We start from the raw sequence: 25,637 nt of genomic DNA, 5'->3' as shown, positions 1-25,637 counted from the left end.
AGTTCACACAATTGTTTTAGGTTTTAACATGACAAAACGAGTCCTCACGGGTATTACTCCTTCAGGTACCCCTCATTTAGGTAACTATGCGGGTGCTATTCGTCCTTCCGTCCGCGCGAGCGTACAGCCAGATACTGATGCATTTTTCTTTTTGGCTGACTATCACGCACTCATCAAGTGTGATGATCCCCAGCGTGTTGCTCGATCACGTTTAGAGATCGCAGCCACTTGGCTAGCGGCAGGCTTGGATCCCGAAAAGGTCACGTTTTACCGTCAATCAGATATTCCCGAAATTCCTGAGTTTTCGTGGATGCTGACTTGTGTGACCAGCAAAGGGTTAATGAATAGGGCTCATGCCTATAAGGCTTCGGTTGATCAGAATAATGCCAAGGGCGTAGATGTGGATGATGGCGTGAATATGGGGTTATATTCTTATCCCATCCTGATGGCCGCCGACATTTTGATGTTTAATGCGAATTTAGTCCCAGTTGGGCGCGATCAAATTCAGCATATCGAAATGGCACGAGATATTGCCCAACGTTTTAATCATATGTATGGCCAAGGCCGTGATTTTTTTGTATTGCCCTACGAGCTAATTGATGAGGCGGTTGCAACCTTACCGGGTTTAGATGGACGCAAAATGTCAAAAAGTTATGACAATACGATTCCGCTGTTTGAGGGCGGAGAAAAGCTGTTGCAAACGGCAATCAATCGTATTGTGACGGACTCGAAGCAGCCTGGGGAACCAAAGCAAACAGAGGGCTCTCATTTATTTGAATTATTCGAAGTTTTTTCTACTGCAGAACAAGCAGCGCAATTTAAAGCCGAGCTACATGATGGCTTAGGCTGGGGCGAGGCAAAAAAGAAATTGTTTGAGTTAATCAATCACGATCTGTCCCCAATGCGTGAAAAATATAATGATCTAATGGCTAATCCAGATCAAATTGAACAGATTTTATTGGCTGGGGCTGAAAAGGCTAGACGTATATCGATTCCATTGATGGCAGAACTACGAGCTGCCGTGGGTTTACGATCTCCCAATCAGGTGGCTGTATCTGCACCAGAGGCAAAGGCCGAAAAGGTTAAAACAAGTCGCTTTGTGAGTTTCCGTGATGCGCAAGGGTTTCAGTTTCGTATGTTTGATGCAGCGGACTCTGAGGTCTTCTTATCCTTACCTTTTGCTGATCCTAAACAGGCAGGGCAGTTGATTAAGCAACTACAAGCAGGACAATATACGATTGATCAAATAGAGCAACGCTATCATGTTTTTGTTGATGGGGTTCAAGTTGCCGAGTTAGATCAAGAGCAACAAGACCGCTTAATAGCGGCCTTGTCATAGGTATAAAGAACAGCAGTATGGCCCTAGCTTAATTGAGCTAGGGTGTAGAGCCAAAACTGGCGGCGCTGCGCTAAAGTTGATACTAAAATATGCTCTTTTAGCGTATGCGCACCATTACCATCTGCCCCTAGACCATCTAAGGTCGGGATACCTAAGGCTGCGGTAAAATTGGCATCACTTGCCCCACCCGTCATTGGGGCCTCTTTAAGCTCAAACCCTGCCTGCTGTGCAAATTGCTGACAGCGGGCTAATAGGGCTGCTGTGTCATCGGTACGAGCCATCGCTGGACGGTTTAACGTGAACTCTACCTCAATTGGAATATCAGGATTGACATTCGAGAGCTGTTTTACCTGCTGCTCTAGGCGTTCCGCCATTTCTGAATTAGGTACACGAAAATCAGCTTTGATTTGGCACCAAGAGGGCACGACGTTGGATGTGGTTCCACCCTTAATGACGCCCACGCTAACGGTAATACCTCGCTCGTAGTCTGTCAGCTTTTCTAGGGCTAATACCTGATGGGCGATCTCTTCAATCGCATTGCGACCTTTTTCGTGGTGAATACCCGCGTGAGAGGGGCGACCATGAGCAGTCACAAAAATATTACCGGTCCCTTTTCGAGCCGTAACACAGCGACCTTCCTCTACACGAGCTGGCTCACACACTAAGGTGTATTTGGATTTTTTTGCAAAGGCCTCGGTATAAGGACGGGAATAATGGCTCCCTGATTCTTCATCAGGCACTAGCAGCATATCAATAGGTAATTGGGTGTTGCTAGGATGTGCCAGTTCTTTAAGAGCGGATAGCGCTAAGACCACTCCTGATTTCATATCGTAAATACCAGGCCCAAAAAGTTTGTCGTCTTCTTGACGACATGGGTTCTGCTCTAGCGTACCAATGGGGTGGACAGTGTCATAGTGGCCAAGCACTAATATACCTGAACGATCGTCTCCGGCAGCACGGTTATGGATATGTAAAATAGGGCCAGTTTCAGGGCCTAGGTCTATGCGATCTACCGTTAATGGACTCTCTTTAACCTCACTCAGAATGAGATCTGCCATATCGCAGAGGGCTGCATATTCGTGAGAGGGTGACTCTAGTTCGACCCAACGAATAATTTGTTGCCGTAGGGCTTCGGTCATCTCATTAGTTGCTTCGTGATTCATCAAGTTTCATCCTTTACTAGGTTAAATCAAATGGCAAGCGGCTTCGTGTCCCGGTGCAATGGTTTTTAGCGTGGGTATGGCAAGCTTGCAGGCCTCAGTGGCTATTGGACAACGCGGGTGAAAAGTACATCCACTGGGAGGGTTTAAGGGGGAAGGGATTTCACCTTTAATGGGGGTAAAAGCACGGCCTTGTTTTTTTACATCCGGCATTTCGGCCAATAGCGCTTTGGTGTAGGGGTGAGCCGCATGGCTGAATATTTCTTTGCTATCAGCAATTTCTACAATACGACCTAAATACATGATAGCGACACGGTCAGAGATATGCTTGACTACACCTAAGTCATGACTGATGAAGAGATACGTCAGTTCATGACGATCTCGTAAGTCCATGAATAGGTTAATGACTTGGGCTTGGATGGATACGTCTAGAGCTGCGACGGGCTCATCACAGACTAGAAATTTTGGGTTCACCATCAACGCACGCGCAATCCCAATGCGTTGTCGTTGACCTCCTGAAATTTGGTGGGGCAGCCGGTCACGGTAGGCCTGTTCTAATCCTACTTCTGCTAAGGCGTGATTAATTCGATCAGATATTTCTGCCCTGGGTGCAAGCTTATGCACATGCAAGGCTTCGCTGATGATATCGCCGAGTTTTTGTTTAGGATTTAAGCAGGCTAAGGGGTCCTGAAAAATAAGCTGTACACCCAAGGTGTAGGCTAGCTTATCAGCACGACTTAGCTGTTGAACATGTTTACCCTCGAACTGAATGGAGCCAGCACTGGGTTTAATCAATCCGGCTACCATACGTCCCAGTGTGGATTTACCACAGCCAGACTCACCGACTAAGCCAACCACCTCGCCTTTGCGTATGGATAAATTAACATCCGTAACGGCATGTACCGTAGGCGGAGGGGCTGCCTTGCCGATAGTCTGCATGAGGCGATGGGCCATGTCAGGGGCTTTGCTGAATCGCTTATGTAGATCTGTGATTTCTATAATAGGAGCGACTTGCATTAGTTAGCCTCCTTGAGTAGCGGAAAGTAGCAACGGAACTGACGAGTCCCTAAGGTAGAAACCTCTGGGGCCCGTTCTGCACAGGATGGATGGGCATAAGGGCAGCGAGGGCGAAAGGAACATCCCTGCTCACGCCCTGTTAGGGTTGGCGCCATGCCATCAATTTGTTTCAAACGCGACCCAGGCTGAGCTGAGCCGGGCATCGAGTTCAATAAGCCTTCGGTATAAGGGTGGATGGGCTGTTGTAAAACGTCTTTAACGGGGCCATATTCCACAATTTTCCCTGCATACATGACGGCCACATTATCCGCCAACTCCGCGACCACACCTAAGTCATGGGTAATCCAAATTAATGCTGTGTTTTGCTCTCGGCAGAGCTTTTGCATTTCAAATAGGATTTGTGCCTGAATGGTCACATCCAAGGCAGTCGTTGGCTCATCGGCAATAATGAGTTCAGGTTTATTGAGCATCGCGATAGCAATAGCAACGCGCTGACGCATACCACCTGAGAATTCATGCGGGTAGTTGTGTAAGCGTGACTCGGGAGAGGGGATTCCCACCTGAGCTAGAGCATCACAGCAGCGCTGTCGCGCTTGTGCCTTATCGGTCTCTGGGTAGTGAGTCAAAATGGCTTCCATCATTTGCTCTCCTACCTTGAGCACTGGGTTCAGTGTCATGAGAGGGTCTTGGAAGATCATGGCAATGCGATCACCACGCAATTGGCGTAGCTGCTCTTCAGTGAGTTGACAGAGGTCGGTGCCATTGAACAGCACTTGTCCATCAACCACCTCTCCAGGTGGGTCAATGAGGCCAATTAAGGAAAACCCAGTGACGGATTTACCTGAGCCGGATTCGCCGACTAGACCGACGATCTCCCCACGTTTTACCGTGAGGTCCACGCCGTCTACAGCCAACCATGCGCCTTCTTCGGTATGAAAGGCGGTTTGTAAACCGTTTACCGTTAATAAAGTCGAGTCTGTCATTAGCGTCGTGGGTCCAAGCTTTCACGTAGGCGATCACCTACTATATTGATAGAAAGAATTAAAAATAACAAAGCCAAACCTGGGAAAATACTGATCCAGTAATCGCCTGAAAGTAGGTATTCAAAACCACTGGCGATGAGTAATCCAAGCGAAGGCTCGGTAACCGGTACACCGACTCCTAAAAAGGAAAGGGTGGCCTCTAGCACAATAGCTGTTGCAATTTGGATGGTGGCAAATACCATGATGGGGCCAAAGCAGTTTGGCATTAAGTGTTTAAACATAATGCGCCACGGCGAAAACCCGAGGTTAATTGCGGCTTCAATGTACTCTTTGCGTCGTTCTTGTAGGGCGCGGCCACGCATAATACGAGCGTAATGAGCCCATTGCACGATAACCAAGGCAATAATGACTTTGTCTATGCCTCGACCAAGGACTGAGAGTAAAACCAGTGCCACTAAAATAGTCGGAAAACCCAGAATAAAGTCAACGGTGCGCATGATAAGACTATCAACCCAACTGCCATGATAGGCCGCAATTAAGCCCATTAACATGCCAATTAAAGCTGAAAGTACGACTGCACCCAGACCAACTAATAGACTAATACGCAAGCCATATAAAATAGCACTGAGCATGTCTCGACCCTGTGCATCGGTTCCTAGCCAGTAGGTCATGCCACTAAAGCTTTCAGAGCCAGGTGCGAGCCGTCCGTCCATAATATCTAGCGATAATAAGTCGTAAGGATTTTGTGGCGCAAAATAGGGGGCGATTAAAATAACGGCAATTAACAAAAACAAGATGAATAGAGACCGTTTGGTTGAGGGCCTACTACGCAACCGTTTTAAAATCTTTTTGCGCTGCGGGGTGTTTTGTAAGGGTTTAACCGTTGGAATCGCCGCTGGTTGCCCTTCGGTTACTAAATGAGGGGTAGTCATTAGGCGCTAGGCTCCAAAAGTTGAACACGAGGATCTAATACAGCGTATAGAATATCGACGACTAGATTGATAATGACAAAAAGCATAGTGACCAACATGACATAGGCGACGATCACCGGACGGTCTAGTTGATACACACTGTCGATGAGTAGCTTGCCCATACCAGGCCAAGAGAAAACAGTTTCGGTAATGGTGGAGTAAGCAATTAATGTACCTAACTCCATACCAATCACCGTGACGACGGGGATCATGATGTTACGTAAAATATGACGACGCACAATACGACCAGGTTTTACCCCTTTAGCACGGGCAAAGCGTACATAGTCTTGGCTTTGGGCTTCGCTCACACCAGAGGCCGTCATGCGTAAAATTAATGCAATATTAGCCACGGCTAAGTTCACTGCTGGTAAAGCAATATGGCTCCAGCCTTGGGCGCTAAAAATACTGAGAGGTACACCTAAAATTTCAACGGTTGGGCCTCGACCCGAGGCCGGTAACCAACCTAACCAGACGGCAAATAATAGAATAAACACCATCCCTTGCCAGAAGTTTGGCAAAGAGAAACCAAGCACAGAGGTGTTCATAATGCTTTTGCCTAGCCAGTTATCACGGTGTAGGCCTGCAATTAAACCTAAGGGGATACCAAGTAAACAAGTTAAGCTAATGGCGACTAGAACTAACTCTAAAGTCGCAGGAAAGCGCTGTAAAATGAGCTCTACTGCAGACATGCCGTGAACAAAGGAGTTCCCTAAGTCACCCTGTAAGGCACGCCATAAAAAATTGAGGTATTGTTGCCAGAGTGGCTGATCAAGCCCGAGACGGGCGATCAGCGCATCGCGCTGATCTTGACCTACGTCTGGGCTGACAAGTAGTTCGATGGGGTCGCCTACGGTGTAGACAGCAAAAAACACCACCACAGAAACCGCTAACAATACTGCTAAGCTTTGCAGTAGTCTGCGTACAATAAAAACGGCCAAGATTCGACTCCTATGTCAGCCTACGGGATTAGTGCTTAGTTAGCGAGAGTGGCATGTGTAGCCATCGTACGTTGATCTGCTCGACCTACGTAATTAATGCCTTTACGAAATGCCCAAACGCCGCTTTCAAAATGCAGAGGGATATGGCCCATATCATTGAGTGATAGTTGAACGGCTTGCTGTAAAAGCTGGCTACGTTTGGCATCATCTAATGTACGAGTGGCTTCTAGATAAATGGCATCAAGCTCAGGGTTTGAGTACGCCCCATAGTTGCTGCTACCTACGCCTAGATCTTTATTGGTGGTTGTAACCCAGTACTGTAAAAAGTTGCTGGCTTCACCCGTTTCAGATCCCCAACCGCCCAGTGAAACACTAAATTCACGCTTTGCCCGTTTAGGGAAATAGACGGAACGAGTCATGGTGTCTACGTTTGTTTTAATACCAATACGGCTTAAGTACTGTGCTACGGCTTGTGTGAGCTGAGCATCATTGATGTAGCGGTCATTAGTGGCAGATAAAGTTAACTCAAATCCATCTGGGTACCCCGCTTCGGCTAATAGCTCTTTGGCCTTTTTCGGGTTGTACTCTAATGCAGGAGCTCCCTCAATGGAACCAAACATTCCTTCAGGTAGATACTGATTAGCAGGTTGAGCCACACCATCCATAATGCGTTCAACAATGGTTTTGCGATCAATGGCTAAGGACATCGCTTGGCGAACCTTAGCGTTCTGTAGAGGGTTATCCCCTTTAGGTGATTTGACTAGCGGGCTTTGTTCACGGCCTGCATCAAGCTGAAAGAACATGACACGCACTGAAGGGGTAATCGTATGACCAAAACCACCCTCTGTAATTCGTTTTAAATCACGAGCGGCCGGGTTTTCAATCAGATCAAAGTCCCCAGCTAATAGACCTGTTAAGCGTGGGCCTGCGCTAGGTACGGATGTCATGCGTACTGTTTGCCAGTCTGGTTTTTCACCCCAGTAGTTGTCATTACGCTCTAGCTCAATGCCTGTGCCTTTGACATAGGATTTCAATAGGTAGGGGCCAGTACCTACAACAATATCCCCTCTGTTAAATGCGTTGACATCAGGCCAGGCACTGGTTACGCCACAGCCATTCTCAGGGTCAAAGCGCAAATTGTCATGTTTAACTACGCCATTCCAGATCATGGGTACACGAGCTAATTCGTTGGGTAGTACAGGGTAAGGGGAGGCAGTAATGAGTTTGACCGTCGTTGCATCAGGGGCTTCAATGGCCTTAATACGACGCGCTACGTTAACGAGTCCACCCCCAATGGCGGTTTCATTATGAAGGATTCTACAGAAGCTTAGGATCACGTCATTGGCAGTAAATGGATCACCATTGGAAAAAGTTGCTTTTTCATCCAATGTGAAAGTCCATGTGTTCTCATCAGTTGCTTCCCATGACTTAGCTAAGGAGGGCTGTAGCTGCATATCGGGGCTCATACGAACCAACGGTTCAAAGATATGCGAAACCAACGCTTCGTTCGGGGTGGTTTGATGATAATGAGGGTCTACTGCTGTCGGCTCAGAGGCCAAACCAATTTTTAAGGTTTGAGCAAAGGCTGTGGATGCAAAAGCACAGGCAATGCTAAGAGCGACGGTTTTTACTGTAAATTCTAGACGCATAATGTCTCCAGATGAAATCAACAGAAATAATTGTTCAGAAAGAAGTATATAGAGAGGATGCTTTCTATACAATGATAAGAATTAGAGGACTATTTGCTTTTTTTAGAAAGACTTTTTAGGGTAAACCCTAGTTTATAGAAAGTAGTTGAAGTTTAAATTTATTAGAAAAATCAATTGGATAGTAATGCAATCATTGGCTTTTAAGTATTTTTATGAGGTGGCTCAGCAGGGAAGTTTGAGTGGAGCATCAGAGTCATTGCATGTAGCTGTTTCAGCCGTTAGTCGGCAAATTAATCAGCTAGAGCAGCGTGTTGGAACCACCTTGTTTGAGCGTAGTGCTCGGGGTATGCGTTTAACCGTAGCTGGTCAAATGCTGCTAAAACATGTTCGGCGTGTGAATTTAGAAACCGATGCGACATTTCAGGCGATAGCTAGCTTGCAAGATGCTGTAAAACACCCAATTCGCTTGGCGTGTACCCAAGGCGTAGCACATGAGCTAGTGCCTAGTGTAATGGCGCAATTTCACTTGGCTTATCCGCACAGTCGTTTTGATGTATTTGTAAGCAGCGCTAAAGTGGCAACAGAACGAGTGGCTACCGGAGAGGCTGATATTGCGATTACCTTTAGTACCACCCCCGCAGAGAACGTGGCAGTGCGTTATTCATGTAATGCTCCCGCTTTAGCGATTATGTCTACTCAGCATCCCTTAGCGAAACGAAAACGCTTGTTTTTGGACGATGTACAAAAATACCCGCTGGCTTTGACGGATAAAAACACCTCTACTTTTAAGCTTTATCAATTAGCGTGTAATCGAACAGGAAAATGGGTAGAGCCATCGGTATATAGTAATCACGCTGAGGCGCTTCATGCCTATGTCAGAGATACTCAAGCCGTGTTGTTTGCCAGTTATGTATCGGTGTCAGGGCGCTTACAGGCTTCAGGCCTGGTCGCTATACCGATTAAAAATACCGAAATGCATGCCCGAGTTGTGCAATTGCAAGTGATGCAAGGCAGGGAGTTGCCAGAAATAATGGAGCTATTTATTAATAGCGTGACACAGCGAATCCAAGAGATTAATGAACAAGCCCCCAGTTAAATGGGGGCCTGTGTATCGTGATGAAACGAAATGAGGGCGATTTAGTCTACACGAGCACCTGCATCTTCAACGATTTGTTTGTAACGTGCGCGCTCTTCGCTCATTAGCTTTTCAAATGCTTCTGGGCTGCTTGGCGTAGGAGTTACCATTAAACCGGCAAAGCGCTCTTTGACTTTATCGCTATTCATGGCGGCAGTGAATGCCTCATTGATTTTTTTGATTTCTGCCTCAGGTGTGCCTGCTGGAGCAACAATACCCCACCAAGTCGCTACAGAAAAATCGTTTAATCCACTTTCTTTTACTGTAGGGATTTCAGGCAATACGTCTGAGCGTTCGTTTGTAGTGACAGCCAAGGCCTTCAATTTACCATTTTGGATATTAGGTGCAGCCGTAGCGAGGTTATCAAAAGTGAAATCGACTTCGGCGGAAAGCAATGCCATTTGTGCGGGAGAGCCGCCGTTGTAAGGGATGTGAGCCACATCAACCTCAGCTTGTTTTTTGAATAGCTCACCAGCCAGGTGTCCGCCACTTCCATTGCCGCCTGAGCCATAGTTTAATTTACTTGGATTTGCTTTGGCATAGGCAATTAAGTCAGCCACACTGGCAATACCTAGTTTATCGGCTTGTTCAGCATTCATAACAAGAACGTTGGGTACATAGACCATCAGACTAACGGCACTAAAGTCCTTGTCGGCATCGTAAGGCATTTTGCTGTATAACCAAGGATTCACCGCATGTGAGGCCAAGGTGGAAATGCCAATTGTCTTACCATCCGGTTTTGCTTTGGCTACGAGATCAGAACCAATGTTACCGCCTGCGCCGGGCTTGTTTTCAATGATCACGGTACCTAGGTGTTCTTTAACGCCTTCGGCTAGAACGCGAGCACTCACATCAATTGGGCCACCTGCAGAAAATGGCACAATTAAGCGCGTTACATTTTGTTGGGCTAGGGCAGCACCAGACAGACAAAGTGCGGCAACGGCGATAACGCTGCGGCGTAATACAGGTTTAAACATAATAAGCTCCTATTTCCAATGAATACGCGCTTGGCTTGCTCGGGAGAGTAGAGCCTCTAGCGCGGGGGTGTCATGTTGTGTAATGACATGTTCTAGTTGATCTAATGACTGGCGTACTGCCTGTAATAGCGGTAAGACTTGGTCTTGATTGTCTGGCAAAATGTCACGCCAAACGGTGGCATCACAACCCGCAATTCGAGAGAAGTCTCTAAAACCAGGCCCACCTAAGGCTAATAATTGCTCGCTGTCTGTTTGATTTAGCAGGGCATCCATATAGGCAAAGGCAATAAGGTGGGGCAGATGGCTGACTGCGCCTAAGCCTCTGTCGTGTGCGGTGGCATCCATGATTTTAGGAATAGCCCCAACGGCTTGCCACAACTGTTGTGCTTGTTCTAAGGCGATAGGTAGAGTGTGCTCATCCGGACACAAAACAACCGTTTTCCCCTGATAAAGAGAGGCAAAGGGATCACTATGCCCTGCTTTTTCTTTGCCTGCAATTGGGTGAGCAGGAATAAAGCGATGATAATGGGTACCCAGAACCTGTTGTGCGGCAAGTTGAATGCTACGTTTAGTGCTACCCACATCCATAATTAAGGCGTGATCCGGTAAAGCAGGTGCGATCTCAGCTAAGAGCGGTGCTATTGCAGCAACAGGAGTCGCTATCAATACGACATCTGCCTGACTGACGGCTTGTGCTGCGGTTTGAGCAACCGATTGAATGACCTCTTGCTGATAAAAGTACTCGGCAGTCTTCGCAGGTACTGAGTAGCCTATAACGTGGTCAATTGCATGAGCTTGCTGGGCGGCTAAGGCAAATGAGCCACCCATCAATCCGCAACCTAATAGAGCTAGAGTTTTAGGTTCAGCCATGAGGTTATTTTTTCAATTTAGCAAAGGCTGCTGCCATGGCGTTATTACCGGCATCAGGTGTATTTCGTTGGGATTGACGATCTGCGCGTGGAGGGCGTGATCCAGAGCGCTGTGGTTTATCTTGAACGGTGGTTCTTTTGGGGCTTGGTTCCGCAGAGTCTTCGAGACGCATTGTTAGACTAATACGTTTACGGGGCTCATCGACCTCAAGGACTTTGACTGTTACTGTTTGACCTACACGAACCACATCACGCGGATCTTCGACAAATTTATTGGCTAAGGCTGAAATATGCACTAACCCATCTTGATGTACACCAATATCAACAAAGGCACCAAAATTAGCCACGTTGCTAACCACACCCTCTAGAATCATGCCCACATGTAGATCGCGAATTTCCGTTACCCCATCCATAAATTGGGCTGTTTTGAACTCCGGACGAGGATCTCGACCTGGTTTTTCAATTTCAGTAAAAATATCCTGTACGGTAGGTAAACCAAATTGCTCGTCAGTAAACTCTTTGGGTGATAAGCCTTTTAGAGCATCGGCTTGCCCTACTACTGCAGCGGCGTCCGCTTGAATTTTCTTTAAGATACGCTCTACTACGGGATAAGCCTCAGGGTGAACCGCTGATCCATCCAAAGGGTTTGAGCCATTAGGAATACGTAAAAAACCAGCCGCTTGCTCAAATGTTTTAGGGCCAAAGCGTTTGACGCTCAATAAGGTTTTTCGATCAGGAAAGGCCCCGTTTTCGTCACGCCACTCTACAATGTTTTCAGCTAAGGTTTTATTGAGTCCAGAGACTCGGGCTAATAGGGCAGCAGAAGCCGTATTGACATCTACTCCTACCGCGTTTACACAATCCTCTACCACTGCGTCTAAAGAACGTTCTAGTTCGCGTTGATTTACGTCATGCTGATATTGTCCCACGCCAATCGCTTTGGGATCAATTTTCACTAACTCAGCTAATGGGTCTTGAAGACGACGTGCGATCGAAACAGCACCCCGTAAGCTCACATCTAAGTCAGGGAATTCTTGACTGCCTAATTCAGAGGCGGAGTAGACCGATGCGCCTGCTTCCGAGACGACGATATGTTGTACTGAGGAAAATTCAGTATTCTCTTTAAGTAGCGCTTTCACTAATTGTTCGGTTTCACGCGATGCGGTTCCATTACCAATCGCAATGAGTTGTAGATTGTGCTGACGTAATAGCTGGCTGATGGTTTGGGTTGTACCCGCAATATCCTTACGCCCCCCAAAAGGGTAGACCGTATCGGTAGCAATGACTTTGCCTGTTTCATCAATAGCCGCTACTTTGACCCCGGTGCGTATGCCGGGATCTAGGCCTAACACGCGTTTATTTCCCGCTGGAGCAGCTAAAAGTAAATCGCGTAAGTTAGCCGCAAACACACGAGTGGCTTCAGACTCCGCCTCATCACGTAAACGACCAATTAATTCCGTTTCAAAAGCAGTTAGAAGCTTAACGCGCCAGGTGATGCGACAGACTTCGGCTAACCATTTTGCTTGTGGTTTTGCATCGGTAGAAAAGTCAGCAGGGCAATGGCTAATTTTGGCAACGCGCTCTATACACGGATGAGGACTTAGGGCCTCGAGCTCAGGGCTCAGACCTAAACGAAGTGCTAGTACGCCTTGCTGGCGACCACGCAATAAGGCCAGTACTCGATGAGATGGCAAGGTCTTGAGGTTTTCTGAAAAATCAAACCAGTCACGGAATTTATCGCCTTCCGTTTCTTTACCTTCTACGACCGTTGCATACAACATGCCATGTTGCCATAAGTAATTACGCATGTTTTCGAGCAGGTCGGCATTTTCTACATAACGTTGGGCAAGAATTTCTCGAGCGCCATCTAGTGTTTTTTTCGCGTCCTCAAATCCTGCTTCTATATTGATGAAGGTTTCAGCGAGCTGCAGGGGATCGCAGTTTTTGTCGGCTAAGATGGCTTCAGTAAGAGCCTCTAGACCAGCCTCTAATGCAATTTGGGCGCGTGTGCGACGCTTAGGTTTGTAGGGGGTGTATAGGTCTTCAAGGCGCTGTTTACTGTTTGCCTCTAGAATCGCGGCTTCTAGTTCAGGAGTGAGTTTTTCTTGCTCTCGAATGCTGTCTAGGATAGCTAAGCGGCGTGTTTCTAGCTCTCGTATATAGAGCAAACGGACCTCAAGATCACGTAACACCACATCATCCAGACCTCCTGTGGCCTCTTTACGATAACGGGCGATAAAGGGGACAGTGGCGCCGCCATCTAACAAGTCAATCGCAGCAGCCGCTTGGGATGCGCGTATAGATAGCTCTTCGGCTAAAAGTTGTAGGATGCGGGATTGGTCGATGGTAGATGTATTTGTCATGGTTTCCAGTAAAAAAGCGTAATGCTGTTGTGCGCTTTGTATTCAAGATAAGTGTAGCAGTGTAGTATGATTTGAGAGTCAAGATAAGTCTTGCGCTCTTTCCGCTTTTATTTTTTCTCATCATAATTATCATGCTTTTGCAGGACTTAGACGAGGTATTTGCTAATGATGGCCCATTAGCAGCATCGGTAGACCATTATGTGCTACGTACCCAACAACTCGAACTGGCTCAATCCATCCAACATGCTCTCGACACGCCTTCCACCTTAGTCGCCGAGGCAGGGACTGGCACAGGTAAAACATGGGCTTATTTAGTTCCTTTATTTTTAAGTGGTCGTAAAGCCTTGGTGTCTACAGGTACACGCACTTTACAAGATCAGTTGTTTAGGCGTGACCTGCCTCATTTGCGCAAAGCCTTGTCGTTATCATTGAATGTGTCTTTGCTCAAAGGCAGAGGCAATTATGTGTGCCATTATTACTTTGAAAAATACGAGCAGGATGAGCGTGGTTTTAGCTCTAGGGCCGAAGCCGCTCAGATGAAACACATACAGACATTCATTGAACGCAGTAAAACGGGTGATAAGAGCGAGTTGTCTGATGTGCCCGAAGATGCACCTGTGTGGCATCGGGTCACCTCCACCAGAGAAACCTGCTTAGGACAGGATTGTCCTTATGTGGGCGAATGCTTTGTCTTAAAGGCCCGGCGCAAAGCCCAAGAGGCCGATATTATTGTGGTGAATCATGCTTTATTTATGGCGGATTTGGCTTTACGCGAAGAAGGCATCACCGATTTACTTCCAGAGGTCGATGTAGTCGTTTTTGACGAAGCCCACCAGTTACCCGATGTGGCAACTCGGTTTTTGGGTACCACTATCTCCATGCATCAAATCAATGATGTGGCTCATTTGATTGAGGCAGCGGGCTTAGCTCATGCCAAAGGGACGACAGATTGGAGTGCGGTGGCAGGGGCAATTCGTTTGGCGGTACAAGAGCTACGTCTTCAGGCGGCACCTATTCAAAAACTATCTGGGCATAAAGCGACGTTTTTAGATTTGCCGAATGCAGATGGTTTTGACAAGGCCTTAGATGAGCTTTTAGAAAAGCTAGATAAGGTGATTAAGCTAATTGATTTACTCAAAGATCATCATCCTGATTTAGCCGCCGCTTACAAAACGTCTTTGCAGTTACGTGCGCAACTGTATGTGTGGACGCAGCCAGATCGTTTAGGTAAAAGTACATTAATGCCTGATGCTGATCCGGCGTTAGTACAGCAAATAGAACAAGAGTCTGTGCGCTGGGTAGAGCATGGTAGCAGTTACTTGCGCTTACACCGTGCCCCATTATCAGTAGCACAAATTTTTTCTCGCTATAAAGGCGATGAGCAAAGCTGGATATTTACCTCTGCCACGCTATCAGTGCATGGTAATTTTAATCATTTTGTGCATCAGCTCGGGTTATGGGAGGCCAAAGTCGAGGTTTGGCCATCACCGTTCAATTACCCTGAGCAAGCTCTACTTTATGTGCCTCAAGGGCTTCCTTTGCCTAATAGCGCTGATTTTTATCCTGCCTTTATTAATGTAATTATGCCATTTATTCAGCAGGCCCAAGGTGGGGTCTTGATTTTGAGTACCACTCTACGGGGGGTGGACCAAATGGCTGATTTGATTCAAGAGCGATTAGAGAACCTAGGACTGACTCGGCATTTAATGCGCCAAGGTGAAAAATCGCGTCAGGTTCTTTTGGATGAGTTTAGGGCTAAATCGAATGCTGTCTTGGTAGGTAGTGCTAGTTTCTGGGAGGGCATTGATGTACCGGGTGATGCTTTAACAGTAGTGGCAATTGATAAGCTGCCTTTTGCTCCACCCGATGATCCAGTTTTAGAGGCAAGGATTAAAGTCTGCCGAGATCGAGGTGGCAACCCATTTGTGGAGTATCAGCTACCAGAGGCTGCGATTGCTTTAAAGCAGGGGGCGGGGCGGTTAATTCGTACAGAAAAAGACTGGGGAGTATTGATTATGGGTGATGCTCGTTTGGTTGAAAAGCCTTATGGCAAAGTGCTGTGGCGTGGCTTGCCTCCTTTTACTCGGACACGTAGTGCCTCTCAGGCCTTGAGTTTCTATCAAAAAAAATGCCCAGAAAACTAATTGTTTACTGGGCAGAAAAAAGGATTAGAACCAGTTAATCGGATTCCAGTAGTTTTTCTTTTCAGCTAAACCATTTGTAAAGTAGCTTGAGTTTGGGTAGTTTTGATCCATGACTCGTTTGGTGTCATCACGTAGGTCATTTTTGCCTAGCTTATCGTAGGATAAGTACATGATGTAGAGGGCTCGTTCCGCAATAGGCACACCTTGAAAGTCGGTGATGACACGTTGCGCGCGGTTAATCGCTGCAACATAGGCATGGCGTGTGTAATAGTATTCAGCCACGTGAGCCTCGTTTTGAGCAATGGTATTGACTAGCCAGCTAGCACGTAATCGCGCATCATTTGCATAGCGACTTTCAGGGTATTGTTCGATCAGTTGCATAAAGGCGTCATAGGATTCGCTTAGGCCTTTTGGGTCGCGCTCACTCGGATCTTGCATCGTGAACTTCATCAAGCTTGCGCTGGGGGGCGTAAAGGAAATTAAGCCTTTTAAGTACAACATGTAATCACTACCGGGGTGATTAGGATATTGTTTTTGAAAGCGATCAATGGCGCCAAGAGCTTGCTCAGGTTCGTCGTCTTTCCAGTTGATATAGGCTTGGTCAATGAGCGCTTGTTGTGCGTAAATACCAAAAGGGTAACGAGCTTCTACGGCCTCTAGGCGTGTTCGAGCTTGTTTCCAGTTACCTGCTGCCATTTCTGCCTTACCGTCTTGATAGAGGCGCTCTGCAGTCCAGCCAATGGTGGGGTCTACGGTGGTTTTAACGGATCCACATGCGGCGAGTAGTAAGCAGGCACAAGTAATAGATAAAGCACGCCCAATGCGTTGAGTATAGGATAACTGGGTCATAGATGAGTTTAAGCGCGTCACAAGAGCATCCTTTGCAATGAGCAAATGGGTTTAGGTCCAAGCCAAATAAAATAATACCAATAAGAATAGCGTATTTTAGTGGGCTAAAGGGATTCTATGCTAGTCATTCTGTACAGTGCAATCTAAGCGTGTCAAAATTTAGCTTCATATTTAAGGTTTTATCATGAATTCAGCAATAGACCAGACAGAAAACAGCCACGCTTTGCAGTTTAATATCGCCATTAGTGCGATGCCAGAGCGTTTAGATAAAGTACTAGCTCAGCTAATGCCAGACCACTCACGCAGTCGAATCCAAGCGTGGATCGAAGAGGGGCATGTATTAGTTAATGGGCAACAGGTGCGTATACGTCATCAGGTATTACCGGGTGATGTGCTACATGTTACACCACAGTCTCGCCCAGAGGAGTTAGCCTATGAGGCCGAAGACATTGATCTAGACATAGTAGATCAAACCGAAGACTGGTTGGTTATTAATAAACCGGCTGGGCTGGTGACGCATCCAGGGGCCGGTAACTGGAGCGGCACATTATTAAATGGTTTGCTCTATCATTTTCCTCAGTTAAAACAGGTTGCTCGTGCTGGTATTGTGCACCGTTTGGATAAAGATACGACGGGTTTAATGGTCGTAGCGCTTACCGAAATGGCACAAACCCACTTGGTGCGTCAGTTACAAGAGCGAACCGTAAAGCGTGAGTACATCGCACTTTGTCATGGTTTTTTATACGGGGCAGATTGTATTGACTTGCCTATAGGGCGCGATGCGCGAGTTCCTGTTCGAATGGCGACGCAAAATGCGATAGCCCCTCGTAGTGCTCGCACGCATTACGAGGTCATTGAACAGGGGTTATTTGACAGAGGCTTAGCTGTGACGGCAGTGCAGTGCAGGCTGGAAACAGGCCGTACCCACCAGATTCGTGTTCATCTCAGCAGTCAAGGCCATCCCTTATTGGGCGACGATATTTATGGTGGAAAGCCCCTAGGAGGTGCAACGCGTCAAATGCTGCATGCGAGAGCATTGGCTTTTGATGATCCCACTACAAATAAATGGGTTAGTTTTGCTATAGACCCTCCAGTCGACTTTACCGCCGTCTATGAGCAAGTCCAATGGAAAAACAAATAAAGACGTTGACCGGCCCAGAGTGGCCGGGTGTGCGGTATTTCAGTACAACCCTAGCAGGAGGAGTCAGTCAGAACGAGTGGGCTGGCTTAAACCTAGGAGAGCATTGTGGTGACGAGCCTGAGCATGTAGCAAAAAATAGACAACGTTTATATCAGCTGCTGCCCAATTTACCGCATTGGTTGCAGCAGGTTCATGGTACGCAGTTATATCAAGCCCTAAAACCTACCCCTAAACAGCACACATGGCAGCAGGCTCCTGTTGCGGACGCGGCGTGGACTACGACGCCTAAGGCCGTTATAGCTGTATTAACAGCAGATTGTCTGCCGGTGGTGATTACGGATGAAAAAGGCTCTATTGTTGGCGTAGCTCATGCGGGTTGGCGTGGATTAGCCGATGGCGTTTTAGAAAAACTATTGTTGCGTCTGCAGCAAAATAGACCATTGCATACACGCTGGAGAGCATGGATAGGTCCAGCGATTAGTCAGGAAAATTTTGAGGTTGGCCAAGATGTATTTAATGCTTTTGTTCAAAAAGACAAGACCTTAGCTGCATTTTTTATTTCTACTAATCAGGCAGGTAAATATAAGGCTGACTTAGCCGGATTGGCTAAAAATCGCTTATGTTGCGCCGCGCAAAATAATATAGATATTGTATTAAGCCATGCTTGTACATTTAAGGAAAAACAAAGTTACTATTCGTATAGACGTCAAGCTAAAACAGGCAGAATAGCCACAATTGCCTGGTTAGAATAAAACGATATAACAAATTGTCATTCATTGTGTATAGTATTAGTAAGTACAATACCAAAATAAATAAAAATAGATTAGGTGTGAATACGGATTCGTTTTAATTGTTCATTTATTTTCTAAGGTGTTTAGGGTGAATTTTTTAAGCTCTCAAACTTGGCAGGCTCCCTCTTTAATCAATAAAGATCAGCTTGTTGAAATCCAGCAGGAATTCTTGAGTACTTGGCAAGAGTTAAATGTACAGGCACAAAAAGGCGAGTTGCAGCCTCCACGTAATCGACGCTTTAAGGGCGAGGCGTGGGCGCAGAATCAACAAGCTCTCCTTAGTGCCCATGTGTGGCAGTTGTATGCGAATACCTTAGAGCGTATGGCTCATACCGTCAGTGACAGTCCTCAGATGCAAGAGCGCTTGGCTTTTGCCTCTATGCAGTGGGCAGAGGCCTTGTGCCCGGCAAACTACTTGATTACTAATCCTGATGCTATGCATACCGCTATGCAAACCAAAGGTCAGAGCTTGCTTCAGGGGGCACAGAACTTTTTGCAAGATGTGCAAAAGGGGCGTATGCAGCAAACGGACGAGTCTAAATTCGCCGTAGGCGAGAACTTGGCCGTGACACCTGGTTCGGTAATTTATCAGAATGAATTATTGCAATTGATTCAGTACCAACCCCAGCAGGCTTCGGTATACGAAACACCATTATTTATTGTTCCGCCTAGCATCAATAAATATTACATCTTGGATCTTCAGCCTGAAAACTCATTTGTGCGTTATGCCTTGGATCAAGGCAAGCAAGTGTTCTTGATTTCTTGGCGTAATCCCTTAGCAGAAGACGATGATGGCATCCTTGATGCCAGTTGGGGTGACTATTTAGAACACGGTATTTTGCAGGCCATTAAGGTTGCTCAAGACGTGAGCGGCAGTCCTAAATTAAACACGCTAGGGTTTTGTGTTGGTGGGACGATGTTGGCTTCAGCATTAAGCCTAGCCAAAGCTCGTGGTGAAAACCCAGCTAATAGCATGACATTATTAACTGCTATGCTTGATTTCCACGATGTGGGTATTTTGCGTGTCTTTGTAGATGAGGCATTTGCGCTTCTACGAGAGTGGCAGTTATCAGGCTCAAATAAGCTGATGCAGGCCTCTGACTTGGCCACGACTTTTTCGTTCTTGCGTCCCTCTGAGCTAGTTTGGAATTACGTCACCAGTAACTACCTCAAAGGCGAGACGCCGTCAGCCTTTGATATTTTGTATTGGAATGCAGACAGCACTAACTTACCTGGCCCATTCTTTACTTGGTATTTCCGTAATACCTATTTAGAAAACAACTTAAAAGTGCCTGGAAAGGTCAAGATTGACTCTGTGCCTATCGATTTCAGCAGGCTTGATATGCCGGTTTATATGTACGCATCCATTGATGATCATATTGTGCCATGGCGCACTGCATATGCTAGCTCCGGTATTTTGCCAGGAGCCGATCGATTTGTATTGGGTGCGTCCGGACACATTGCAGGGGTCATTAACCCTCCGGCACAAAATCGACGCCATTACTGGGCTTATGATGCTGCAGGCGTAGCTGAGTTCCCCGGTTCCGGCGATGACTGGTTAAGTTCGGCTCCTAAACACGAGGGGAGCTGGTGGGGGGACTGGGATCAGTGGCTAAGTAAAAAGTCAGGCAAAAAGAAAACAGCGCCTAAAACATTGGGTAATAAAAATTATCCGGTCCTAGAGGCTGCCCCTGGTCAGTACGTAAAAACAAAAGCCGTTTCTTAATTCGGTCTTTGCTCAATATACAGAGCGAGCCATGATTATGGCTCGTTTTATGGTTGCTATTTTACAACGGTTTAACATCAATAGGGAGAACTTCCATGACAGCGAAAATTGCTTATGTTACGGGTGGTATGGGTGGTATTGGGACTACAATTTGTCAGCGTTTAGCCAAAGAAGGCTTTACCGTTATTGCGGGTTGTAGCCCAAACCGAAACGCACAAGAGTGGCTAGACGCACAGAAAGAGTTGGGTTTTGAGTTCCATGCTTCGGCTGCTGATGTGACGGATTGGGACTCTACCGTTGCCGCATTTGCTAAAATTAAAGAGCAATTTGGTGGTGTAGATGTCTTAGTTAATAATGCGGGTATCACACGAGATGGTTTATTTCGTAAAATGACAATAGACGACTGGCGTGCTGTAATGGATACAAATTTAAACAGTCTATTTAATGTCACCAAGCAAGTTATTGATGGTATGACAGAAAAGGGCTGGGGACGTATTATTAACATTAGTTCGGTTAATGGCCAAAAAGGGCAGTTTGGTCAAACCAACTACTCCACTGCTAAAGCAGGTATGCATGGCTTTACTAAAGCTTTAGCCCAAGAGGTCGCCTCTAAGGGTGTGACAGTGAATACCGTGTCACCCGGTTATATTGGTACAGATATGGTTCGTGCTATCCGCGAAGATGTATTGGAAAAAATCGTAGCGACGATTCCTGTACGACGTCTAGGCGAACCAGAGGAAATTGCTTCAATGGTAACGTGGCTAGCTTCCGATGATGCTGGCTTTGCTACTGGGGGGGATTTCTCCGTTAATGGCGGCCTGCACATGAGCTAATTCGCGTTTTGCGATTTAGCAAGACTCATTCGATGTGAACTATGACACAAGAAAACACACCAGAAACAGCTCGACTGATTAAAAAATACCCAAATCGACGTTTGTACGATACCCAAACCAGTGCTTACATTACGCTTGCGGATGTAAAGCAGCTCGTGCTCGCGAACGAAACCTTGCAGGTCGTTGACGCCAAGTCTGGTGAAGACATTACACGTAGTGTTCTGTTGCAGATTATTCTCGAAGAGGAAACGGGTAGTATGCCGATGTTTTCGGCAAATGCCTTAGCGCAAATTATCCGTTTCTATGGTAGTGCCATGCAAGGCGTAATGGGTAGCTACATCGAGAAAAACATTCAGGCATTCATTGATATTCAAGAGCGAATGGCTGAGCAGTCTAAGGGCTTATATAGTACGCAAATAGGTCCAGAGGCTTGGGCTCAATTTATGGCAGGGCAGACTCCTGTGTTGCAAAATGCCATGAATAGCTATATAGAACAGAGTAAAAATCTGTTTGTACAGATGCAGGATCAAATGCAGGGCCAGACATTAACTATGTTTAATGCTTTCCCTTTTAATCCTGTGGCGCCCAAAAAAGAGTAAGTTTGCACAGACTAAAACCCCAGCCTCTCTTTGTGGAGACTGGGGTTTTTTTTATTTAAGAGCGAGTTTTAATGTCAATAAATACCCAACCGAACAACCCTTTGCATGGCATTACGTTGAAAATGGTGGTGACTGCCTTGTATAACCACTATGGCTGGGAGGGCCTAGCTAAGCAAGTGAATATAAACTGCTTTAAGAATGAGCCATCCATCAAGTCGGCCTTGACGTTTTTGCGCAAAACGGAATGGGCGCGTTTAGAGGTTGAGCAATTGTACTTAAGAACTTTTGCTTAATTTTTGACAGGATAAATGAATAGTTGGATTTAAGACGAAAAAAAACCGAAATCAAAAGATTTCGGTTTTTTAAATTTGGTTGCGGGAGCCAGATTTGAACTGACGACCTTCGGGTTATGAGCCCGTCAATTCGCTTTTTACCTTAATGAATATCATATATAAATCAATAGCTTATGTGGCTTACTTGTTTTTAGCAACGGCTAAATAACAAAAAACTCTCTAAAAAATATTTCGTGATTTTGCATGTTTTTTGAGAGGGTGAGTGACGGTCGGGTGTTAGTTATAGGAATCCTCATTGCTCTTAGTACAATGTGTTATGACAACGAGGTGTAGATGAGGGGTATAAATGCGTAGTGCTCAAAATTTGCTTGATGAACTCAATGCTGTGGATGAGTCAATTCGTATCGAAGCTAAGCGGGCTAGTGATTTAGGCAAATCAGTTTTAGAGACTGTAATAGCCTTTGCTAATGAGCCGGGGTTAGATGGTGGTTATTTATTACTAGGGGTAGATTGGAGCGTTAATAACAAAGGTGATACGGTTTATATACCTGCTGGTTTAGTGGATCCAGATAAAATTCAAAAAGATTTGGCTACACAGTGTGCCACTCAGTTGAATGTAACGTTACGCCCCTATATGCAAGTAGAGCTTGTTAATGGTTGCGCGTTATTAGTGGTCTATGTGCCTGAACTAGAAAGCCATCTAAAGCCAGTTTATAAACAGGCGACGGGTTTGCCCAAGGGCGCCTATAGGCGTATTGGTTCTACAGATCAGCGTTGTGTAGATGAAGACTTATGGGTACTTAGGGGGACACATCAGTCGATGTACGGGCCTGATTCTAGTGTTATGCCCTATGCTCGTATGGAGGATTTCGACCCTCAAGTTATTGAGCTTTATCGTCGTGAAAGAGCGCGTGTGAATACGAATGCCGAGGAGCTGCTTTATAATAACGAGGATCTGCTTGAGGCGTTAGGTGCTGTACGACGTGAAGGAGATCAGTTATTACCGACTTTGGCGGGAGTATTGCTTTTTGCAAAACCAATAGCTTTACGCTGTTTGCTGCCTATGGTCAAAATCGATTACATACGGATTGCTGGTTTGGAGTGGGTGGAGGATCCACATAAACGTTTTCAGTCTTCTATTGAAGTTCGTAAGCCATTATTGCAGGCTTTATCTGCAGCGGAAGCCAGTATTATTGACGACTTGCCCAAGGGGTTTTATCTACCAGAGGGGCAGCTGCAAAGTATTCAAGAGCCTATTATGCCTCGTAAGATCATACGAGAAGCCTTAGCTAATGCGGTGATGCATCGGACTTATATTAAACATAGCCCTATTCAAATTGTACGTTATAGCAATCGTATTGAAATCCGAAATCCAGGTCATTCACTTAAACCTATGGAGCAGCTTGGCACTCCCGGATCATGGCCACGCAATCCGGTCATAGCTGCTGTTTTACATGATTTAAACTTAGCCGAGGCCAAAGGAACGGGAATTCGTAGTATGCGTCGATTAGCGATTGAGGCAGGCTTACCTTTACCTGAATTTAAGACGGATCGAATTGGAGATAGCTTTAGCGTTAGTTTATATTTGCATAATTTAATCAATGAAGATGATCATGCTTGGTTGCGCTCATTAACTCCCGAGACATTGGATGAGGAGGAGGCAAAAGTTCTTATTTATGCTCGTGCCACAGGTGCGGTCGATAATGCTGCTTGCAGGGATTTTTCTGGTCTGGATACCCTGAGTGCAAGTAAGACACTGCGCAAATTGCGTGATAAGGGATTATTAATTAAACAGGGTAGCGGTAATAGAACGTATTATATTTTAAGAAGTGAAGCGAATTTACATGGAATCCCCCCAAGCTCACAGCTCGAAGCTGGGGGGGATCATGGCATAAGCTTGGGGGGATCCTCTGAAACCTCCCAGCTCCTCCCCATTATCCCCCCTAGTTTACAAACACGCCTACCTGCAGTCGGTACAAGGCCTAGGCAGCAGGAAGTGCGTGAGTTGATTTTAGATCTATGTCAGTTACAGCCGCTGACGGCGAACCAGTTATGTCAGCTCTTAGGTAGGAAAGACAGTAAAGAGTTACGCCGTACCTACTTACGTCCCCTGTTAGAAGAGGGCGTGCTAAAAATGCTTTATCCTGAAACAGAGAATCATCCTAATCAGGCTTATGTTCTAGTGAGTAACTAAAATGAGTCTTCAAAAACTAAAACAGCGTGCTTTAACGAACCCTGAAGTGAGGGTTGAATACGAAAAATTGGATAGTGAGTTCGATCTGATCGATAAGCTACTTTCAATGCGTACTAAAGCTGGCCTGACACAAGAGCAGCTAGCAGAGAGAATGCAGACACAAAAAAGTAACGTCAGTCGTTTAGAAAATGGGAACACTAACCCAAGCTGGTCTACACTTCTTAAGTATGCTTACGCTTGTGGTTTTGAGTTGTCACTTAAACCGCAGAAAATGTAGGTAGCACAAACTAAAACCCACTAATAACAGCTCCAGCGATAATGCCGGTAATGGTGTCTATGATGTGGGAGCGTCACTGAGTTCTGTCATCTTGAACCTCTTCACTTTATACAAACTAACCTATCCTTATCGCAGACTAGCTATTAGTTGGCGCTTCATAATACTTAGTATCTCTCTACTGCTTGTCGCAGGCTGGGGCATGGTGTTGTTTTGTAACTATCCCCTAAAATAATACAGCTGAAGCGTAGAATTTTTCTTACACTAAGAAAAAAGGATTTTTACGATGAGCAAACGGATGACAGAAAGCCAAATTGTGGCGATGTTGAAAGAAGCGCAAGCTGGGATACCGATTAAAGAGCTGTGCCGCAAGCATCATGTAGGTAACTCCACATTTTATAAATGGCGAGCCAAATATGGCGGCATGGAGCTCTCCGACGTAAAACGACTCAAAGAGCTTGAGGAGGAGAATCGTCGCTTAAAGCAGATGTATGCTGATTTAAGTTTGAAGTCTCAGTTGCAGGAAGAAATCATAAAAAAGCTGTAGTGCCTGTTGCGACGCGTAAAGACTGGGCAAAAGCGCTACAGGCACAGCATGACATCCGCGTTGTTTTAAGCTGCATGATTACGGGGATGAGTCGCACCGCGTTTTACTATCAGCCTAAACGTTGTGATGATAGCGAGGTAATTACAGTGCTAAACACGCTGGTTGAAAGACATCAACGTTGGGGGTTCCCCAAGTGTTTTAAGCGCATACGCGCTTTAGGTTACCGCTGGAATCATAAGCGTGTACAGCGTGTTTATAATGCATTGCGACTCAACATAAAGACAAAGCGCAAGCAACGCGTGCCTGCTCGCCAACCCGAACCACTCGTCGTACCTAAAAGTACGGGTCAGTGTTGGTCGATGGATTTTATGTCGGACCGCTTAGAAAATAACGTGCGATTTCGTACATTTAATGTGATTGACGATTGCAATCGCGAGTTGCTAGGAATCGATATTGGCACGGGCTTACCGTCTGCTCGTGTCACCCGTTACCTAGATGGGCTGGCCTCTTGGCACGGCTACCCACGTAAAGTTCGTGTCGATAATGGCCCCGAGTTCACCTCCGCGGAGTTCGTTCAGTGGGCACATCAACATGGCGTTTATATTGATTATACGCAGCCCGGTTGCCCCTATCAAAACGCCTATATTGAGCGCTTCAATCGTACGTACCGCCAAGAGGTATTAGATTTATATCTTTTTACGTCGTTGAAGCAAGTTCAACACATCACGGAACACTGGACAACGATTTACAACACCGAAAGACCGCACGATTCACTCAATGACATGACACCCATTGACTATAAATTAACATTATAAATTCTATGTGTGTGGTGTATTAAAGATGGG

General features: G+C 46.1%; 21 protein-coding genes and 1 pseudogene. 12 read left to right on the top strand and 10 right to left on the bottom strand.

Translation table 11 applies throughout. The features are described 5' to 3' along the window. The first annotated feature begins 28 nt into the window (after positions 1 to 28). Positions 29 to 1,339, top strand: coding sequence for a tryptophan--tRNA ligase (locus Q0Z62_RS03040; RefSeq protein ID WP_298050651.1), 1,311 nt, complete (start codon positions 29 to 31; stop codon positions 1,337 to 1,339). 23 nt (positions 1,340 to 1,362) lie between these two features. Here the strand turns inward: Q0Z62_RS03040 and Q0Z62_RS03035 are convergent, their stop codons facing one another. Genes Q0Z62_RS03035 through Q0Z62_RS03010 form a run of 6 tightly spaced genes read right to left on the bottom strand, consistent with a single transcriptional unit; the run spans position 1,363 to position 8,057 of the window. Further along, on the bottom strand, positions 1,363 to 2,502 hold the full coding sequence (locus Q0Z62_RS03035) for a M20 family metallopeptidase (protein WP_269900212.1): 1,140 nt from the start codon (positions 2,500 to 2,502) through the stop codon (positions 1,363 to 1,365). 21 nt (positions 2,503 to 2,523) lie between these two features. Further along, a complete protein-coding gene (locus Q0Z62_RS03030; RefSeq protein ID WP_298050649.1) occupies positions 2,524 to 3,516 on the bottom strand; it encodes an ABC transporter ATP-binding protein in 993 nt (330 codons plus the stop codon). Then, entirely contained in the window at positions 3,516 to 4,499 is a 984-nt protein-coding gene (locus tag Q0Z62_RS03025) for an ABC transporter ATP-binding protein (protein ID WP_298050647.1), read from the bottom strand. Before Q0Z62_RS03025 ends, Q0Z62_RS03030 begins: the two co-directional genes overlap by 1 nt. After that, complete coding sequence (locus tag Q0Z62_RS03020) at positions 4,499 to 5,431, bottom strand: ABC transporter permease (RefSeq protein WP_298050645.1); 933 nt, start codon at positions 5,429 to 5,431, stop codon at positions 4,499 to 4,501. Before Q0Z62_RS03020 ends, Q0Z62_RS03025 begins: the two co-directional genes overlap by 1 nt. Continuing rightward, a complete protein-coding gene (locus Q0Z62_RS03015; RefSeq protein WP_269900208.1) occupies positions 5,431 to 6,408 on the bottom strand; it encodes an ABC transporter permease in 978 nt (325 codons plus the stop codon). The genes Q0Z62_RS03020 and Q0Z62_RS03015 overlap by 1 nt, the downstream gene beginning before the upstream one ends. A gap of 35 nt (positions 6,409 to 6,443) precedes the next feature. Continuing rightward, complete coding sequence (locus tag Q0Z62_RS03010; RefSeq protein ID WP_298050642.1) at positions 6,444 to 8,057, bottom strand: ABC transporter substrate-binding protein; 1,614 nt, start codon at positions 8,055 to 8,057, stop codon at positions 6,444 to 6,446. A gap of 184 nt (positions 8,058 to 8,241) precedes the next feature. Between Q0Z62_RS03010 and Q0Z62_RS03005 the strand changes: the two genes are divergently transcribed. Continuing rightward, entirely contained in the window at positions 8,242 to 9,153 is a 912-nt protein-coding gene (locus tag Q0Z62_RS03005; RefSeq protein ID WP_298050640.1) for a LysR family transcriptional regulator, read from the top strand. A 41-nt stretch (positions 9,154 to 9,194) separates the two neighbouring features. Here Q0Z62_RS03005 and Q0Z62_RS03000 read toward each other — a convergent pair whose 3' ends face one another. From Q0Z62_RS03000 to Q0Z62_RS02990, 3 genes are read right to left on the bottom strand one after another with little or no spacing between them, the layout of a single operon-like run. Next, positions 9,195 to 10,169, bottom strand: a complete 975-nt coding sequence (locus Q0Z62_RS03000) for a tripartite tricarboxylate transporter substrate binding protein (RefSeq protein ID WP_298050637.1) — start codon at positions 10,167 to 10,169, stop codon at positions 9,195 to 9,197. 9 nt (positions 10,170 to 10,178) lie between these two features. Further along, positions 10,179 to 11,039, bottom strand: a complete 861-nt coding sequence (locus Q0Z62_RS02995; RefSeq protein WP_298050635.1) for a prephenate dehydrogenase/arogenate dehydrogenase family protein — start codon at positions 11,037 to 11,039, stop codon at positions 10,179 to 10,181. A 4-nt stretch (positions 11,040 to 11,043) separates the two neighbouring features. Further along, entirely contained in the window at positions 11,044 to 13,401 is a 2,358-nt protein-coding gene (locus tag Q0Z62_RS02990) for a Tex family protein (protein ID WP_298050633.1), read from the bottom strand. Between the two features lie 131 nt (positions 13,402 to 13,532). On the opposite strand from Q0Z62_RS02990, the gene Q0Z62_RS02985 reads away from it, so the two are divergent. Continuing rightward, positions 13,533 to 15,545 (top strand): ATP-dependent DNA helicase, encoded by a 2,013-nt coding sequence (locus Q0Z62_RS02985; RefSeq protein ID WP_298050631.1) that lies wholly within the window; start codon positions 13,533 to 13,535, stop codon positions 15,543 to 15,545. Positions 15,546 to 15,569: 24 nt separating this feature from the next. Here Q0Z62_RS02985 and Q0Z62_RS02980 read toward each other — a convergent pair whose 3' ends face one another. Continuing rightward, complete coding sequence (locus tag Q0Z62_RS02980) at positions 15,570 to 16,394, bottom strand: outer membrane protein assembly factor BamD (RefSeq protein ID WP_269902190.1); 825 nt, start codon at positions 16,392 to 16,394, stop codon at positions 15,570 to 15,572. Between the two features lie 250 nt (positions 16,395 to 16,644). Between Q0Z62_RS02980 and Q0Z62_RS02975 the strand changes: the two genes are divergently transcribed. From Q0Z62_RS02975 to Q0Z62_RS02935, 9 genes and pseudogenes are all read left to right on the top strand, one after another. Then, positions 16,645 to 17,535 (top strand): RluA family pseudouridine synthase, encoded by an 891-nt coding sequence (locus Q0Z62_RS02975; protein ID WP_298050754.1) that lies wholly within the window; start codon positions 16,645 to 16,647, stop codon positions 17,533 to 17,535. Further along, entirely contained in the window at positions 17,520 to 18,287 is a 768-nt protein-coding gene (gene pgeF / locus Q0Z62_RS02970) for a peptidoglycan editing factor PgeF (RefSeq protein ID WP_298050629.1), read from the top strand. The genes Q0Z62_RS02975 and pgeF overlap by 16 nt, the downstream gene beginning before the upstream one ends. Positions 18,288 to 18,480: 193 nt before the next feature. Continuing rightward, on the top strand, positions 18,481 to 20,052 hold the full coding sequence (locus Q0Z62_RS02965; protein ID WP_298050751.1) for an alpha/beta fold hydrolase: 1,572 nt from the start codon (positions 18,481 to 18,483) through the stop codon (positions 20,050 to 20,052). A 95-nt stretch (positions 20,053 to 20,147) separates the two neighbouring features. Beyond that, positions 20,148 to 20,885, top strand: a complete 738-nt coding sequence (gene phbB / locus Q0Z62_RS02960) for an acetoacetyl-CoA reductase (protein ID WP_298050627.1) — start codon at positions 20,148 to 20,150, stop codon at positions 20,883 to 20,885. A gap of 41 nt (positions 20,886 to 20,926) precedes the next feature. Continuing rightward, the gene (gene phaR / locus Q0Z62_RS02955; RefSeq protein ID WP_269900198.1) at positions 20,927 to 21,484 is read left to right on the top strand and encodes a polyhydroxyalkanoate synthesis repressor PhaR; all 558 of its coding nucleotides are present in this window, start codon (positions 20,927 to 20,929) and stop codon (positions 21,482 to 21,484) included. A gap of 71 nt (positions 21,485 to 21,555) precedes the next feature. Next, positions 21,556 to 21,777 carry a VF530 family protein gene (locus tag Q0Z62_RS02950; protein WP_298050623.1) on the top strand — a complete coding sequence of 74 codons (222 nt, stop codon included), beginning with the start codon at positions 21,556 to 21,558 and terminating at the stop codon, positions 21,775 to 21,777. 346 nt (positions 21,778 to 22,123) lie between these two features. Then, positions 22,124 to 23,971, top strand: a complete 1,848-nt coding sequence (locus Q0Z62_RS02945; protein WP_298050621.1) for an ATP-binding protein — start codon at positions 22,124 to 22,126, stop codon at positions 23,969 to 23,971. A gap of 1 nt (position 23,972) precedes the next feature. Beyond that, the gene (locus Q0Z62_RS02940; protein WP_298050618.1) at positions 23,973 to 24,248 is read left to right on the top strand and encodes a helix-turn-helix transcriptional regulator; all 276 of its coding nucleotides are present in this window, start codon (positions 23,973 to 23,975) and stop codon (positions 24,246 to 24,248) included. 283 nt (positions 24,249 to 24,531) lie between these two features. Next, a pseudogene (locus Q0Z62_RS02935) lies at positions 24,532 to 25,607 on the top strand (IS3 family transposase). Positions 25,608 to 25,637 lie beyond the last annotated feature (30 nt).

The sequence above is a fragment of the uncultured Paenalcaligenes sp. genome (genome assembly GCF_947630565.1).
GTDB classification, from domain to species: Bacteria; Pseudomonadota; Gammaproteobacteria; order Burkholderiales; family Burkholderiaceae_B; genus Paenalcaligenes; species Paenalcaligenes faecalis.
The sequence above is the reverse complement of the archived record's forward strand: the minus strand, read 5'-3'. Positions and strand labels throughout refer to the sequence as shown.